The organism is Mucilaginibacter sp., assembly GCF_028288225.1.
Lineage (GTDB): Bacteria > Bacteroidota > Bacteroidia > Sphingobacteriales > Sphingobacteriaceae > Mucilaginibacter.
In genome coordinates this window covers 57,233-71,869 of sequence record NZ_JAQBOC010000037.1, presented here as the reverse complement: position 1 = coordinate 71,869, position 14,637 = coordinate 57,233, and the positions used below count along the sequence as shown (strand labels likewise).

General features: G+C 41.7%; 9 protein-coding genes. 2 read left to right on the top strand and 7 right to left on the bottom strand.

The annotated features are described in order from the left end of the window. Positions 1–18 precede the first annotated feature (18 nt). The 7 genes from JWQ54_RS11360 to JWQ54_RS11330 all read right to left on the bottom strand — a co-directional run bounded on the left by JWQ54_RS11360 (position 19) and on the right by JWQ54_RS11330 (position 12,451). Positions 19–2,787, bottom strand: a complete 2,769-nt coding sequence (locus JWQ54_RS11360) for a TonB-dependent receptor (protein WP_299584633.1) — start codon at positions 2,785–2,787, stop codon at positions 19–21. Between the two features lies 1 nt (position 2,788). Further along, a complete protein-coding gene (locus JWQ54_RS11355; RefSeq protein WP_299584630.1) occupies positions 2,789–3,538 on the bottom strand; it encodes a hypothetical protein in 750 nt (249 codons plus the stop codon). A 627-nt stretch (positions 3,539–4,165) separates the two neighbouring features. Beyond that, positions 4,166–7,207: a translation initiation factor IF-2 gene (gene infB / locus JWQ54_RS11350; RefSeq protein ID WP_299584627.1), complete on the bottom strand. Its 3,042-nt coding sequence runs from the start codon at positions 7,205–7,207 to the stop codon at positions 4,166–4,168. A 62-nt stretch (positions 7,208–7,269) separates the two neighbouring features. Continuing rightward, positions 7,270–8,505 carry a transcription termination factor NusA gene (nusA, locus tag JWQ54_RS11345; protein WP_299584624.1) on the bottom strand — a complete coding sequence of 412 codons (1,236 nt, stop codon included), beginning with the start codon at positions 8,503–8,505 and terminating at the stop codon, positions 7,270–7,272. Positions 8,506–8,508: 3 nt separating this feature from the next. After that, entirely contained in the window at positions 8,509–8,973 is a 465-nt protein-coding gene (gene rimP, locus JWQ54_RS11340; protein ID WP_299584621.1) for a ribosome assembly cofactor RimP, read from the bottom strand. A 198-nt stretch (positions 8,974–9,171) separates the two neighbouring features. Then, positions 9,172–9,588, bottom strand: coding sequence for a hypothetical protein (locus tag JWQ54_RS11335; protein WP_299584618.1), 417 nt, complete (start codon positions 9,586–9,588; stop codon positions 9,172–9,174). Positions 9,589–10,048: 460 nt separating this feature from the next. Further along, positions 10,049–12,451, bottom strand: coding sequence for a prolyl oligopeptidase family serine peptidase (locus tag JWQ54_RS11330; RefSeq protein WP_299584615.1), 2,403 nt, complete (start codon positions 12,449–12,451; stop codon positions 10,049–10,051). A gap of 130 nt (positions 12,452–12,581) precedes the next feature. On the opposite strand from JWQ54_RS11330, the gene JWQ54_RS11325 reads away from it, so the two are divergent. Both JWQ54_RS11325 and JWQ54_RS11320 read left to right on the top strand, forming a co-directional pair. Next, the gene (locus tag JWQ54_RS11325; RefSeq protein WP_299584612.1) at positions 12,582–13,115 is read left to right on the top strand and encodes a GNAT family protein; all 534 of its coding nucleotides are present in this window, start codon (positions 12,582–12,584) and stop codon (positions 13,113–13,115) included. A 544-nt stretch (positions 13,116–13,659) separates the two neighbouring features. After that, the gene (locus tag JWQ54_RS11320; RefSeq protein WP_299584609.1) at positions 13,660–14,472 is read left to right on the top strand and encodes a hypothetical protein; all 813 of its coding nucleotides are present in this window, start codon (positions 13,660–13,662) and stop codon (positions 14,470–14,472) included. Positions 14,473–14,637: the final 165 nt, after the last annotated feature.

The following is a 14,637-nucleotide window of genomic DNA, read 5'->3' as shown; positions in this document are numbered from 1 at the left end:
TATCGGTAACTCATAACATCAAAACCTGATATTATAATTAATAAATGGAATTGGGGCTGCAAAAATGGAAAGTTTATACCCGCTTATAACACCGCTTTGTTCAGTAAAAAATGTTGAGTAAGCGTTTTGCCTTCCGGTTATATTATACACACCAAGGGTCCATGAATTATGTGTTAGCTGATGTACCCTGTGATTGCCTTCAATAATGATAGAGAAGTCAGACCTAAAATAATCAGGGATCCGGTATGCGTTCCTGTCTGAATAAAATACCCTTTCAGAGCCGGCATATTCATATTTGGCAATTGGTAAAGTAATTGGCCTGCCTGTGCTGTATGATACATCAAATGACACACTGTAGCGGTGGGTGAAACGGTAATTACCGTTAAAATTAACCGAGTGTGGTTTATCATAATTTGCAGGGTAATATTTGCCGCTGTTTATAAACTCCCCGGCATAAGGATCATCCTGTTTTAAGAAAGTACGGGAGTAAGTGTAGCTAAGCCACCCGTTTAATTTACCGGCAGTTTTTTTCAATAAAAACTCAGCTCCATAGGCCTTGCCCTGGGTATTAATTACATCCTGCTCAATATGATGGTTTAACAAAAGCACCGCACCGCTTTTATAATCAAGATAGTCCCTGAGCCTTTTATAATACACCTCTATTGACATTTCGATTGTATTGGCTTTAGCATTTTTAAAAAGCCCTAATGAAACCTGGTCGCCATTTTCAGGCCTGATGTTTGGGTCACTTAACTTATAAATGTCAGTTGGCGATATCGAAGTTGAGTTAGATAGTAAATGGATATACTGATGCAGCGTATTATAACCGGCCTTTATTGATAAATTATCACTTAATAAATAGCGTGCAGAGACCCTTATATCGGGTGCGCAGTAAGTTTTAATAAATTTGCCGCTTGCATATTTTGTGCTGTCAAGTATGTTGTTCGGCTCCTTAGGTAAATTTGGAGCATAGTTATTAACGGTTTGCGGACCCAGGTAACTATAAACATTAAACCTTACGCCAGCGCTAATTGTTAAATTATCAGTAACATCAAATTTGTCGCCTAAATATACAGCGCTCTCCAAAGCCTTTTCTGTTGGAATAGCATCTGGCGCTATAAGAGATTTTTCGCCGTTTGGCTCAAACGTGCCCGGGTTTATTTTATATAATATCGAGCTTAAACCAAAGTTAATGGAATGCCTGTTGTTCAAATAGTATGTAAAATCTGATTTAAAGTTTGATTGGTTAATGTTAAACCCAAGGTCATAAGCATTTATAGGATTTGCACTGCTTGATACATCATACTGATACTTATCAATCCCGGTTGATATTAAACTGTATAGCTTATTATTAAAACTATGCTTCCATTTAATATTAAGGTTTTTGTTACTGTATGAATAGGCCGTATCGCTGTTAAGCTTAAATTTATCCCGGCTCAGGTAGCCGCTCAGGTATAAGTTATTTTTTTCGTTTATTTGGTGACTTATGCCTAAATTAAAATCATAAAACGATGCCTGGCTGTGCTTATATGATTCAGGCAATAACTTTAGCAGCCAGTCGGAATAGGTGGTACGCCCTCCAAATATAAATGAGGTTTTATCCTTAATAAGCGGGCCTTCAACGTTTAACCTGCTGGTAAGCAATCCTATACCTGCCGAGCCGGTGAAGATCTTTTTATTGCCTTCGCGGTTGGTGATGTCTAAAACGGATGATAAACGTCCACCAAATTTTTCGGGGATGCTGCTTTTATAAAGCTCAATATCCTTAACAATATCAGGGTTAAAGGCAGCAAAAAAGCCAAAAAAGTGTGCCGGGTTATAAATGGTATTACCATCAAGCAGAATCAAATTCTCGTCAGCAGCACCGCCGCGAACATTAAAGCCCGTAGTAGCTTCCCCTACTGAAGTAACACCCGGAAGCGTTAATACAACTTTTAAAACGTCGGCTTCCCCAAATGCTGTCGGGATCTGTTTAATATTTTTAATATCCAGGCGGGTTACCCCTAAATCGGTACTTCTTACGTTTGCCACTTTATCCGCAGAGATCTTAACTTCCTTTAAGCTATTAATTTGTTCCTGCAGCTCAATATTCAGCTTGCCGTCAGTGTATAGGATGATCTGGCGCCTGGTATCACGCATGCCCAATCCTCTAACCAGCAATGTTTGCCTGCCGCGTGGCAGCGTTATTGAGAAATAGCCAAATTGATCAGTAGCTGCCCCGGTTTTTGTATTTGCAACGTAAATGCTTGCACCGGTTACCGCTTCGCCCGATTTAATATCACGAATATAGCCGCTCAATATTGCCTTCCCTGCTTTTATATTATTGGTTTTTATCCCTATTTCATAAAGCTTATTTTCGGTTGTTGCATCAGCCACCTTTTTTTCTGTTTCGGCTGTATAATCAGCGATAGGTGCAGTTTGTGTAACAGGGGTGTTTAAATGCACCTGGGAATAGCCCATTGCCAATTCAGTTTTTATTTGCCTCCCCTTTGTTAAAAACACTTGTTGCTGCTGGTTAATAGCATAAACAAAGGCCGTTTTTTTAAAGGCAAGGTCTAATATTGTTCCAAGTGGTTTATCTGTAACCTGCAGGGTAACCCTTAAACTATCAAATTGCATAGGATCATAGTAAAAATGATAATTACTCTTTGATTCAATGTCGTTTACAAATTGTGAAATGGTTGCTTGCTGGAAGTTTACGCTGAATAACTTTGTATTGCTTTGCTGCGCCGAGACCGCTTGTAAAAAAACCAGAAAGCAAAAACTTGCGAGGTAAATTTTTCTCATATTAATTTGATAAGTGGTCGTAATAGGTTGTGATTTTGACCATGGCCTCTTCGGGGTTGTCGTTGTATACGATATTATTAGCCTTAATATATTTCTTTAATTCCTTCTTTTTGTCTTTTAAAACATCAAGAAGCGATGCCTGGCTGCCAAAGCTGCGGTAAACGTTGCTTTTCTTTATATAATAATCTTTTGTCTGGCTGAAATAATTTTCTAATCCGGTTATTGAACTTGTAGTAGTTTGGATACTCTTTGAATATTTGCCCAACAGTTCAGATTTGCCACTATAAAGTTGGTTGTAAAACCCTGATTTAAGAACAGTATTAGTCAGCGTGTCAACGTTGATATTGATAAAATGAGCGCCCAGAAAGTCGAAACTTTTTACCCGCTCTTTTAGTAGCATAAACTTTGAGACATGACTGGGTAACAGCACAACAACCTGGTCAAGATTAAGGTCATATAACATAGAAATGTTATTATATAAAATGCCGTCGTAATAAACCGATCCTTTTGTAAAACCGTTTACTTCCTTAAAATAAGCATTGCCTTTAATATGGGGGTCATAAAAATAATATTCAGGGCCCGTATAAATTGGCGCCTGGTTCCCTAATGATGTACTATATAGGATTATCGCGTTATTTAGTGCATTTTGCTGCGAACTACTATCGCTCAATGCTGCCTGTGCAAACAAGTTTTGGCAAAAAAACGCGCAAAAGAGAAGCACTGTTGAAAACAGGTAAATATTTTTATTCATGAACTAAGGCTAAATTGGGGTTAACGGTTAAAAATGGAATTTACGCGAGATTATGCTAATAACCAAGGAGTTTCGGCGTTTTTTTAAAAAAACTGTGTTTTTAGTTTTAAATTAAGTATCATCTAATTTCAAATGCTACTAATTGTTTTAATAATGTTACAAAAATTCATTCCTGCTTCCAAACATCATCTGTAATATTGGCAACATTATTAACCCCAAATAATATGAAATCATTAAAAGTATTGGCAATTATTTTATTAGCTGTGTTCAGCTTCAGCGCTGTAAATGCACAGACTGTGCACCACAAAAGGGTCCATCATAAGCATCACAAGGCGCACCATCATGCTAAAACGCATCACCGCCCCAGTACTGGAAAGTAGCAATGCAAAAAAGGCTCCCCGGAATTTCGAGGGCGCTGAAAAAGTCCTATAAGGTTAAAGAGATGATCGCACAAGTAAAATAGACGCTCTGAGAATCGTCTATATGAAAGTGCTCTCCACCACCTGTCCAAATACGCCAAAGAAAAAGAGGCTATTTTCTATATAGAAAATAGCCTCTTTTGATAAATAGCCACTTTTTCAGCGCCCTCGAATTTCCGGGGAGCCTTTTACTTAAGTTATATTAAAATTACAGTTTGCGCTTAACTTCTACATTTTCATAGGCTTCAACAATGTCGCCTACTTCAATATTATTAAAGTTCTGAATGTTTAAGCCGCACTCATAATTAGCGCTAACTTCTTTAACATCATCTTTAAAGCGTTTTAGTGAAGCCAATTCGCCGGTGTAAATTACAACACCCTCACGGATAATGCGGATCTTACTGTTACGCGTAATTTTACCATCAAGCACCATACAGCCGGCAATTGTACCAACCTTGCTGATCTTGAAGGTTTCACGGATCTCAACGTTCGCAACAATCTTCTCTTCGAAGGTTGGCGCAAGCATGCCTTCCATAGCTGCCTTAATTTCATTTATCGCATCGTAAATGATAGAGTAAAGCCTTATATCTATCTGCTCTGCCTCAGCCAGTTTACGTGCACTACCTGATGGGCGTACCTGGAAACCTATGATAATTGCATCAGAGGCCGAAGCCAGCAATACGTCAGATTCTGAGATCTGCCCAACAGCTTTTGATATAATATTTACCTGGATCTGCTCAGTTGAAAGTTTTAGTAATGAATCTGACAATGCTTCGATTGATCCGTCAACGTCACCTTTAACAATAATGTTAAGCTCCTTAAAGTTACCAACTGCCAAACGGCGGCCAATTTCATCAAGCGTGATGTGTTTTTGTGTGCGTAAACCTTGTTCGCGTTGTAATTGTAAACGTTTGTTGGCAATTTCACGGGCCTCAACTTCACTTTCAAGCACGTTAAATTTATCACCCGCTGTTGGTGCGCCCTGCATGCCAAGCACCTGTACAGGTGTTGACGGGCCGGCGGACTCAACTCTTTGGCCACGCTCATTTGTTAATGCCTTTACACGCCCGCTGTAACAGCCTGCAAGTATCGGATCCCCTACTTTTAAATTACCGGCCTGTACCAATATAGTGGTAACAATACCACGCCCCTTATCTAAAGCAGCTTCAATAACAGTACCCACGGCACGTTTATTAGGGTTGGCTTTAAGCTCAAGCAACTCGGCTTCAAGCAATACTTTTTCTAATAAAAGATCGACATTTAAGCCTGTTTTGGCTGAGATCTCTTGCGACTGGTATTTACCACCCCATTCTTCAACCAAAATGTTCATGGCCGAAAGCTGTTCGCGGATCTTATCAGCATTTGCACCCGGCCTGTCAATTTTATTGAAGGCAAAAATAATAGGCGCTCCTGCAGCCTGCGCGTGGTTTATGGCCTCGCGGGTTTGCGGCATCACGCTATCATCAGCTGCAATTACTATAATTACTATATCTGTTACCTGGGCACCCCTTGCACGCATTGCGGTAAACGCTTCGTGACCCGGCGTATCCAAAAATGTTATTTTTCCTTTATCATCCGGCAACCTCACTTCATAAGCGCCAATGTGCTGGGTAATACCCCCGGCTTCGCCACCTATAACGTTTGTTTTACGGATAAAGTCAAGCAATGATGTTTTACCATGGTCAACGTGGCCCATTATGGTTACAATCGGCGCACGCGGGATCAAATCCTCCGGATCATCAGGCTGATCAAGGCTTCCCTCTTCATCCTGTGGTTTTACAAATTCAATCTGATAACCAAATTCGTCAGCAACAATGCTCAGCGTTTCAGCATCAAGCCTTTGGTTTATGGATACGAACATGCCCAGGCTCATACAGGTAGAGATGATCTGCGTTACAGAAACATCCATCATTGAAGCCAATTCATTAGCCGTTACAAACTCAGTAACCTTTAATACTTTTGATTGCAATTCATTCTCCATTGCCAGCTCTTCGGCAGTAGCAGCTACATCATCACGCTTTTGACGGCGGAATTTAGCACGCTGTGCAAACTTACCTGATTTACCGGCACCGCTAAGGCGTGCTAATGTTGCCTTAATCTGATCCTGGATATCCTTTTCTGAAGGTTCTTCCTTCGGACCAGTATTTGGTGATGTATTACGGTTATTCCTGAAATCCGGACGATTACCGCCGCCACCACCCTGATGAGGTGCTCCTGCGCCGGGGTTATTTCCCCTGTTCCTGAAATCGGGACGATTGCCGCCATGCGCTTGCTGTGACCCCGGAGGATTTGGCGCAAGGTTGGCCGGATTAATCTGCTGGTTGCCGCCCCCCTGGTTATTATGGCCGGGGCCCTGGTTATCTTTACGTTTTCTTTTGCGTTTATGATCTGCTGCGCTATTGGTATTTGATGATGAAGCTACAGGATTGCGTTTTGGCGCATTAACCGGCAGCTGGATCTTTCCAATAACGTTAGGGCCTGTTAAGCGTTCGGCTTTTGCGCGAATTACTTCCGGCGCCTGTGGCTCATCGGCAGCGGCAGGTGCTGCAACTTCCGGCGCAGGCTCAGCTGCCGCAACTGGTTTAACAGGTTCAACTAATTCAATTGGTTCAACCTGTTCAACCGGCGCTGCAACAACCGGTGCAACTTCTTTTTTAACTTCTTCGGCTTTAGGCGCTTCCGGAATTACTTCTTTTGGCTCTTCTTTTACCGGCTCGGGCTGAGGTGCAGGCACTACAGCTTCGGGCTTAACAACCTCTTCCTCTTTTTTCACAACAGGTTTTTCAACTTGCTGCGGTTTAGCATTAAGGTTAGCAAGATCTATTTTACCAACTATTTTTACACCTGGTAAAACCTCGTTATGCTGCTCTTCAATCTTTTCGGGCTTTGGTGGCTCAACAGGTTTTGGTTTTTCCACCGGCGGCGGATTGTAATGATTGCCGATCCCTTTTATCAGGATCTCTTCATTTTCAAAATCACGTGAACGGCGGTTCTCTATTGGTTTTTCGGGAAACGGTGCAGGCTCTTCTTTTCTTATCTTTCCGATACTGATCTGCTTAGCTTCCTCCTTAATAATTTTATCCACAGCAAATTCTTTCAAAAGAGCGCTGTACATATCGCTATCAAGCTGGGTAGTAGGGTGTTTTTGTACCTTATACCCTTTCGTTGCCAAAAAGTCAACGATAGTACCTGTACCGATATTCAGCTCTTTTGCCGCTGTAAATAATTTTATGGATTTGTCTTCTGACATTTATTATAATTAATTCTCTGCTTTTTTGTGCAAAAATACGATTTTAATTTTTGTTATTACACTTATTCAAACTCAGCTTGCAGAATTGATAGTACTTCTTTTACAGTTTCTTCTTCCAAATCGGTGCGTTTTACTAATTCGCCTACCGTTAATGCCAGTACTGACTTTGCTGTATCTAAACCAATCCGTTTAAATTCATCAATAATCCAGCTGTCAATTTCATCTGTAAATTCTTCAATATCCACATCTTCATCAGTTTCATCCGCTTCGCGGTAAACATCAATTTCATAACCTGTAAGCTTACCTGCAAGTTTAATATTGTGTCCGCCACGACCGATTGCTAATGAAACCTGGTCGGGTTTTAAATAAACAGCGGCCGTTTTTTTCTCATCATCTAATTTAATAGAGGTGATCTTAGCCGGTGATAACGCACGCTGAATGTACAACTGCAAATTATTGGTGTAGTTTATAACATCAATATTTTCGTTTTTCAGCTCACGTACGATACCATGAATGCGTGATCCTTTCATACCCACACAGGCGCCAACCGGATCAATACGATCATCGTATGATTCAACCGCTACCTTAGCTCTTTCGCCCGGTTCACGTACAATTTTTTTAATGGTGATTAATCCGTCGAAAATTTCCGGCACTTCCTGTTCAAACAAACGCTGTAAAAACTCTGGTGCAGTGCGCGATATAATGATCTTAGGGTTGCTGTTCAGCATATCTACCTTATCAACAACAGCTTTTACGCTATCGCCTTTTTTAAAGTAGTCGGCAGGGATCTGCTCTGATTTTGGCAGCAACAGTTCATTGCCTTCATCATCAAGCACCAGGGTTTCTTTTTTCCAAACCTGGTAAACCTCGCCGGTAACAATTTCGCCCACGCGGTCTTTATATTTTTTAAAGATCTCGTCTTTCTCCAGTTCTAAAATTTTAGAAACCAGTGTCTGGCGTGCTGCTAATATAGCACGGCGGCCAAAGCTCTCTAAAGTTATCTGCTCAATATGCTCATCACCAACTTCAAGGCTGGGGTCTAACATTTTCGCCTCTTTAAGCTCAATTTCCAGGTCATCATCCTCGCTAAAGCCATCTTCCATAACCTTACGGGTACGCCAGATCTCCAAGTCACCGTTATCCGTATTAACAATTACGTCGCAATTTTCGTCGGTGCCGTATTTTTTCCTGATCATGCTTCTGAAAACGTCTTCCAGCACGCTCATCATCGTTGGGCGATCGATGTTTTTGAAATCTTTAAATTCCTGAAAAGAATCAATTAAATTAATATTGCTCATTTTCTACTTGAATGATATTAAAACTTTTGTCTCTGTTATTTTATCAATTGGGATCACGCTCTCAACAGTTTCAGCCTTTTTCCCTTTTTCTTTTATTATTTCGTCTATTATAACGGCATCTTCAGTAATACCTTTAAGCTTGCCTTCCCGTTTGGCGCCATCCGCCATTTTAATGGCTAAACTACGGCCAATGTTTTTGGTATATTGCCTTAATGATGTTAGCGGCGTATCAATCCCCGGCGATGAAACTTCCAGGTTATAAGCAGTTTCTATCACATTTCCCTCTTCCAGATGGAAGCCTACATGCCTGCTTATGGCCACACAATCATCAATGCCTATCCCGTTATCGCCATCAACCAATATCATCAGCTTCCCGTTGCTGTGCATTTTTATATCCACTAAAAACAGGTTTGGCTTATCGGCAATTTTCTCTTCTACCAGTTCCTTTACTCTTTTTTCAATATTCACTATCTCTCAAATAATTTGATTGATAAAATAAAAGAGGGGACAAACGCCCCCTCTTTTTTAATTCAAATGCAAATGTAGTAATTTTTTTTGTTTTTTCAAAGGATTTTAGTTGAAGAAGTTACAGTTGTTGTAAAGGTTGTAAGTGCATAGCAGTTTATTTTTGTAACCTGTACAACTTTTACAACCCTTACAACTTTCTCAAAACCTAATAACCAAATCACTATATCCCACCCTGCCTAATCTTTTTTTACCTTTAATATAGTCCCAAATGTTTTCGCCTTTAAATTGATAATAGCGCATAAAATAGGTTTGCCCTTTTACAAAAGGCGTATCGGGTGTAAATATTACAGCACTATCTTTTAATATATACAGGCCATGCTGCACAGGCTGATAGTTTTTCAGGTCGGTATCGGCAGGCATACGGTAAACAGGTAAAAGGTTTTCCCAAATGCCAGGTATCGGGTCGCGGTTGATCTCGCTTACGATGGCGTAATCAAGTCCCTTAAATTTGACGGAACGGTTACTGTCTGCAGAGCTGATATACGCAACGGGAGCCTTCGGCTTTGAGGTGCAGGCAAAGCAAAACAGCAGTAAAATCCATGCAGCTTTTTTCATGGTTAAATATCGGGAAAATTGTCTGAATCAGAATTTACAGAATTTAAGAATTAACAGAATTCTTAGCATCTTGAAAATTCAATAATTCTGTAAACTCTGATTCAGACAAACTACTCGCTCCTTAAACTCTTCACCGGGCTTGCTATTGCTGCTTTTATTGCCTGGAAACTTATCGTTGCAATCTGCGGGGATTTTGCTCCAGAGGGGGCTGCAAGCGTTCCATTTTTGCACAATCTGTGTCGTACTGATTAGGGTTGACACAAGGAGACCCCAATCATGAGTGTAGAAAAAATAAAACAGCAAATCATCAATTTACACTAACTATTGTAACGGAACATTAGGCCGTTCGGTTTTGAATTGAAAATTCATGCGCCGTTCAGAGACACAAGGTATTGTGTTTCCTGCAAAAAAAGCTCCCCGATCTCGCGGGAAGCTCCTAAATAAATACAAGAATAATGGTTTATTTCTTCAACGTTGTTTCAAACAGCTTATAAATGCGTTTATACTCATCCGTCCAGCTGCTGGGTTGTACAAAACCGTGGTCTTCTACGGGGTATGAGGCCAGCTCCCAGTTTTCTTTATGCAGCTCTATCAGGCGCTGACTTAGGCGGATAATGTCCTGGTAGTTTACATTCTGATCAACCATGCCATGCAGCATCAGCAGGTTACCTTTAAGGCCATCGGCAAAATATATGGGAGAGCTTAGGCGATACGATTTTTCATCATTATAAGGCTCGTTTAAAATATCATCGGTATAGCCGTGGTTATAATGCGCCCAGTCTGTTACCGAGCGGATAGCACCACCGGCAGCCCAGGTGTTTGGCTCAGTAAACATAGCCATCAGTGTAATAAACCCACCGTATGAACCTCCATATAAGCCAACATGTTTAGGGTTTACACCATATTTATCAACCAGCATTTTTACACCGTCTTCCTGGTCGGTAAGGTCTTTACCGCCCATGTGGCGGTAAATAGCGGTACGCCAGTCGCGGCCGTAACCCGCACTTCCCGAGTAATCAACATCTAATACGGTATAGCCATTATCGGCCAGCATATTGTTAAACATAAACTCGCGAAAGTATGAGCTCCACCAGTAATGTACGTTTTGCAGGTAACCGGCGCCGTGTACAAACACTACCGCGGGCTTTGCAGTATCCTGCTTTTGGGGAACATACAGGCGCGCATACACATCGCTGCCATAACGGTTTTTAAAGGTGATAACCTGCGGCTCGCGCCATGGGTACGATTTAAATTCTTCACTTACCGAACGGGTAACCTGCTCGGCTTTTGCACCCGGTTTATTTGGCTGCACATACAGCTCCCATGGTTTGTTTGAGTAGGAGTAACGGATAGCCAGCCACTTTTCATCAGGCGACAAGGTTACTTCATTGCCCCCTTTCATAGTGGTTATTTTAGCAGGCTCACCTCCGCTTACCGGGATCCGGTAAAAGTGCGTAATGCCCGGATGCTCAATATTGGCGGTAAAGTAAAATGTTTTTTTATCGTTTGATAACTGCAAGGTCTGTACTTCCCATTTGCCGCTGGTGAGCTGTTTTCTTGTTCTGTTTGTTACATCCAGCAGGTAAATGTGAGCGTACCCGCTGGCTTCGCTTTCAAAATAAAAATGGGTGTTATCCGTCCAGCCTGCGTTTCCCTGGCCAGCGCCGCCAACCCATGCATCGTTATGCTCCCTGTCCATTAAGCTCAAGCTTCCTGTGGCAGGATTAAGCTTCATTATCCACTTATCCTTATTATCCTGGGCGCTTACCTCAACAATAGCATTTTTGCCATCCTGACTCCAGTAAATATCGCGGATAATCACCTGCCTGTCTTCATTACTTTTGGTACGTTTTTCTAACTCTTTGGGGTAATCTTTTACATAGGCTGGCAGATCCTTTATACCCGGAATATTCGAGGTTACAATTTTATAAACCGTATCCCTCTGCTTATCAAAAACAAAGGACTCAAAAACAGTTTGCGGTCCGCCCACCTTAGTACGGTTAGGGATGTCCTCCGTAAAGCCTGATGCCGTTAAATAGTCAGGCACTATGGCGCTTTTCACACCTTCGGGATATTTGGCAAGGCGATAAGTTATATAACGCCCGTCCGGACTAAGCTGAGCCCCGTCAACAGAACGGTCGTCAGTAGCTATTTCCTTTAATTTTTTTGGCTCAAATTCCTTGCGCCCAATCGAGTCAAGCTTCCTGTCTTTATCTTTTACTTTTATAATATCAAATAATTCAAGTTGTTCGCTTTTAAGCCAGCGTTCCTGCTCGTTGCCTGCGGCCTTATCATCACCACTCCTGCGGGCATCCCTGCCTCTTCTGCCTGCAGGTGGAACAGCCGGAGTCCCCGCCGCTGCTCGCGTGAAATTAGTTAGCTGTACTAATTCGCCGCCATTGATGCTGAGCGAATACAAATTATCGCCTTTTGTAAATATTACTTTGCTTTCATCACCACTAAAAGAAGGACTGTTCTCACGATCAGCTGTGTTGGTTAGCTGCCTGATCTTACCTGTTTTAATATCAGAGAACCAGATATCGCCATTTTTTTCAAAAACTTTTAAGGTACGTTTTTTATTCCAGTCGCCATACTCCGGGACCATGGCTTTTTGTTCATCAATACTGACTTTTTCGGGCTCAATGTTTGTTGGTGTTATAGCAAATAACTGATCACGATCTGCATTTTCAGGATTCCATTTAAAAAAAATCTTTTTGCTGTCATCGCTCCAGCGGATGTTTGATGGTGATGTGCCGATCCATTTGGGATCGCGCATGATTTTTTCAACGGATAATGTGCCCAGCTTTTGAGCAAATACGCCCGTACAGATGGGTAATAAGAAAAGGGTAATTATTTTTTTCATATTGGGTCAGTTTATTATTAACGGATCAGCTTATTGTGATAAAATAGTGTTACCCTTAATAAGCCTAATCAACCTCACAATATAAACAGTTTCCTAATCATTCGTAATTTTAGTATTGTTTTGTTACAAAATGGAAATTAAAGGACAAGGTTTTTCGCTTCGCGGATGGAGGACAGATGATGCTGCGTCATTACAAAAGCATGCTGATAACATTAGTATTTCTTCGTACCTGTTAGATAGTTTTCCGCATCCATACACCATGGATAACGCTGTTGAATGGATAACCTTAATGATAAAACAGGATCCTTTGCTCAATTTTGTAATTGATATTGATGGAGCGCTTGCCGGTGTTGTTGGGATTGAAATGAGGGATGATGTTTACCGCAAAGCCCCTTTAATGGGCTATTGGCTTGGTGAAGCCTGCTGGGGTAAGGGTATTATGCCGAAGGCAATAAAGTTATTTGTTAATTATGCATTTACCAACCTTGATATTGTACGCCTGCAGGCCGGAGTATTCTGTAACAATCCGCGATCAATGCGGGTATTGGAAAAAGCTGGCTTTATAAAAGAAGGCGTTTTGAAAAGCGCTGTCATTAAAAACGGGGTGATTTTGGATGAGCATATTTATGGGTTGGTGAACCGGGAACCGGGATTAAGGGATTAAATGGATTTTTATGATGCAGGCTGTAAAATTACCAGCAGCCTGAAAACTACCGACACACAGCATCCTTCCATCCTGAAATCAAGCTAATCATGGTTCAAGTTTTTTCGCGCCAGGGATTGAAGCGGATACCGGCCTTGCGGCCTAACGCCTGTAGCCGGTATCCACTTCCCTAACGCGGGGGATTGGTTGGTTGCGGGTCGCCCACCTGTTTTGGCCTGCCTATATACTCGCGCTAAAAAGGGTTCAAGGCGTTTTTTTAAAACCTTAAGGCACAGCCCGAACGCACCAAACCGGCTTAATTCAAACGGTCATCAAAACACGCTTTAAGCATTTGCTTTTCAAAAACCTTTTTTTATATTTAGAAAAATTACCTAAACCGTAATTCAGCATCATTTAAATTGATTGCTTGTTCACGTTAACCTGTTTCACTAGTTATTTGCCGGATTTTAATGAATTATACCTATCACGATAACGCCGTAATAAAATACAGCTGAACCAATAAAATTCCGGGCAAGCCGGCAAACCAATATTTAAGATCTAAAATATGAAACGATTTTTAATTGTTTTCTCCGCGGCGGCTGTAGTTGCGGGATTATCTGGTTGCGGGCACGCTAAGACCTATGATGGGCACGACATGCAAGCGTTTTGCATTATAGGCGTTATCCTGTTGTTATCTATCGGACTTGGTGCGTACACCAATATGCTTCGCGACGAGATAAGCGACTGCGACCAGTTTGATGAAGAAGTTTCAAAAGTGCAGCGCCGCACAAAAACTAAATTACTAAATAAAAAAAGTCCTTTCAATCTGGCAAAAACACAGTTTGCCGCGTGGACGGTGATCATAGCTTCGTCGTATATTTATTTGTCGTTAACCAAGGGCGACTGCGCGGAAGGCGCCATCAATAAAACCGCCTTGGTATTAATGGGCATCGGCACCGGCATCCTGACGGCAGCGGCCATTATTGATAAACGCGAAATGCTTGATAACAGACCACGGCATCAAAATCGGCCGTCGAAGGGTTTTTTCGCCGATATTTTATCAGACGACAACGGTGTGAGCATACACCGGTTTCAGAATTTTGTGTGGACTGCAATAGCCATAATTGTGTATGTAATGAAAGTGAGCCACGTGCAGAGCGGCTGCGTAATGCCCGAATTGAGCGATACTTTGCTGGCCTTAACCGGGATAAGCGGCGTTACCTTTTTAACCATGCGGGCTTCTGAAAATAAGCCAGTCGCAGAAGATGCGCCGGAAAATGCTGCCGCCGGAAATGTTGTTGCCCCTGTCAGTATTCCTGTTGATGTTGTCAGCACCACTACTGTTTCTGTAAGTAATAACCCTGTAACCGGGCCGTGATCAGGGGGCGTACTTACAATAATGTTTTACGATTGACAAAAAATTCTCCGCGCGTATTGAGGAACGAAGCAAACTCTACTAAGGACAATCAGGAACCTTTATGCTGATAATGACCTTACAGCCGCCTGATCCGTCACGTCATTGCGAGGAACGAAGCAACCTCTA

Coding starts and splice junctions, on each gene's coding strand:
- JWQ54_RS11360 (WP_299584633.1), bottom strand. CDS start 2,787: ATGAGAAAAATTTACCTCGCAAGTTTTTGCTTTCTGGTTTTTTTACAA.
- JWQ54_RS11355 (WP_299584630.1), bottom strand. CDS start 3,538: ATGAATAAAAATATTTACCTGTTTTCAACAGTGCTTCTCTTTTGCGCG.
- infB (WP_299584627.1), bottom strand. CDS start 7,207: ATGTCAGAAGACAAATCCATAAAATTATTTACAGCGGCAAAAGAGCTG.
- nusA (WP_299584624.1), bottom strand. CDS start 8,505: ATGAGCAATATTAATTTAATTGATTCTTTTCAGGAATTTAAAGATTTC.
- JWQ54_RS11335 (WP_299584618.1), bottom strand. CDS start 9,588: ATGAAAAAAGCTGCATGGATTTTACTGCTGTTTTGCTTTGCCTGCACC.
- JWQ54_RS11330 (WP_299584615.1), bottom strand. CDS start 12,451: ATGAAAAAAATAATTACCCTTTTCTTATTACCCATCTGTACGGGCGTA.
- JWQ54_RS11325 (WP_299584612.1), top strand. CDS start 12,582: ATGGAAATTAAAGGACAAGGTTTTTCGCTTCGCGGATGGAGGACAGAT.
- JWQ54_RS11320 (WP_299584609.1), top strand. CDS start 13,660: ATGAAACGATTTTTAATTGTTTTCTCCGCGGCGGCTGTAGTTGCGGGA.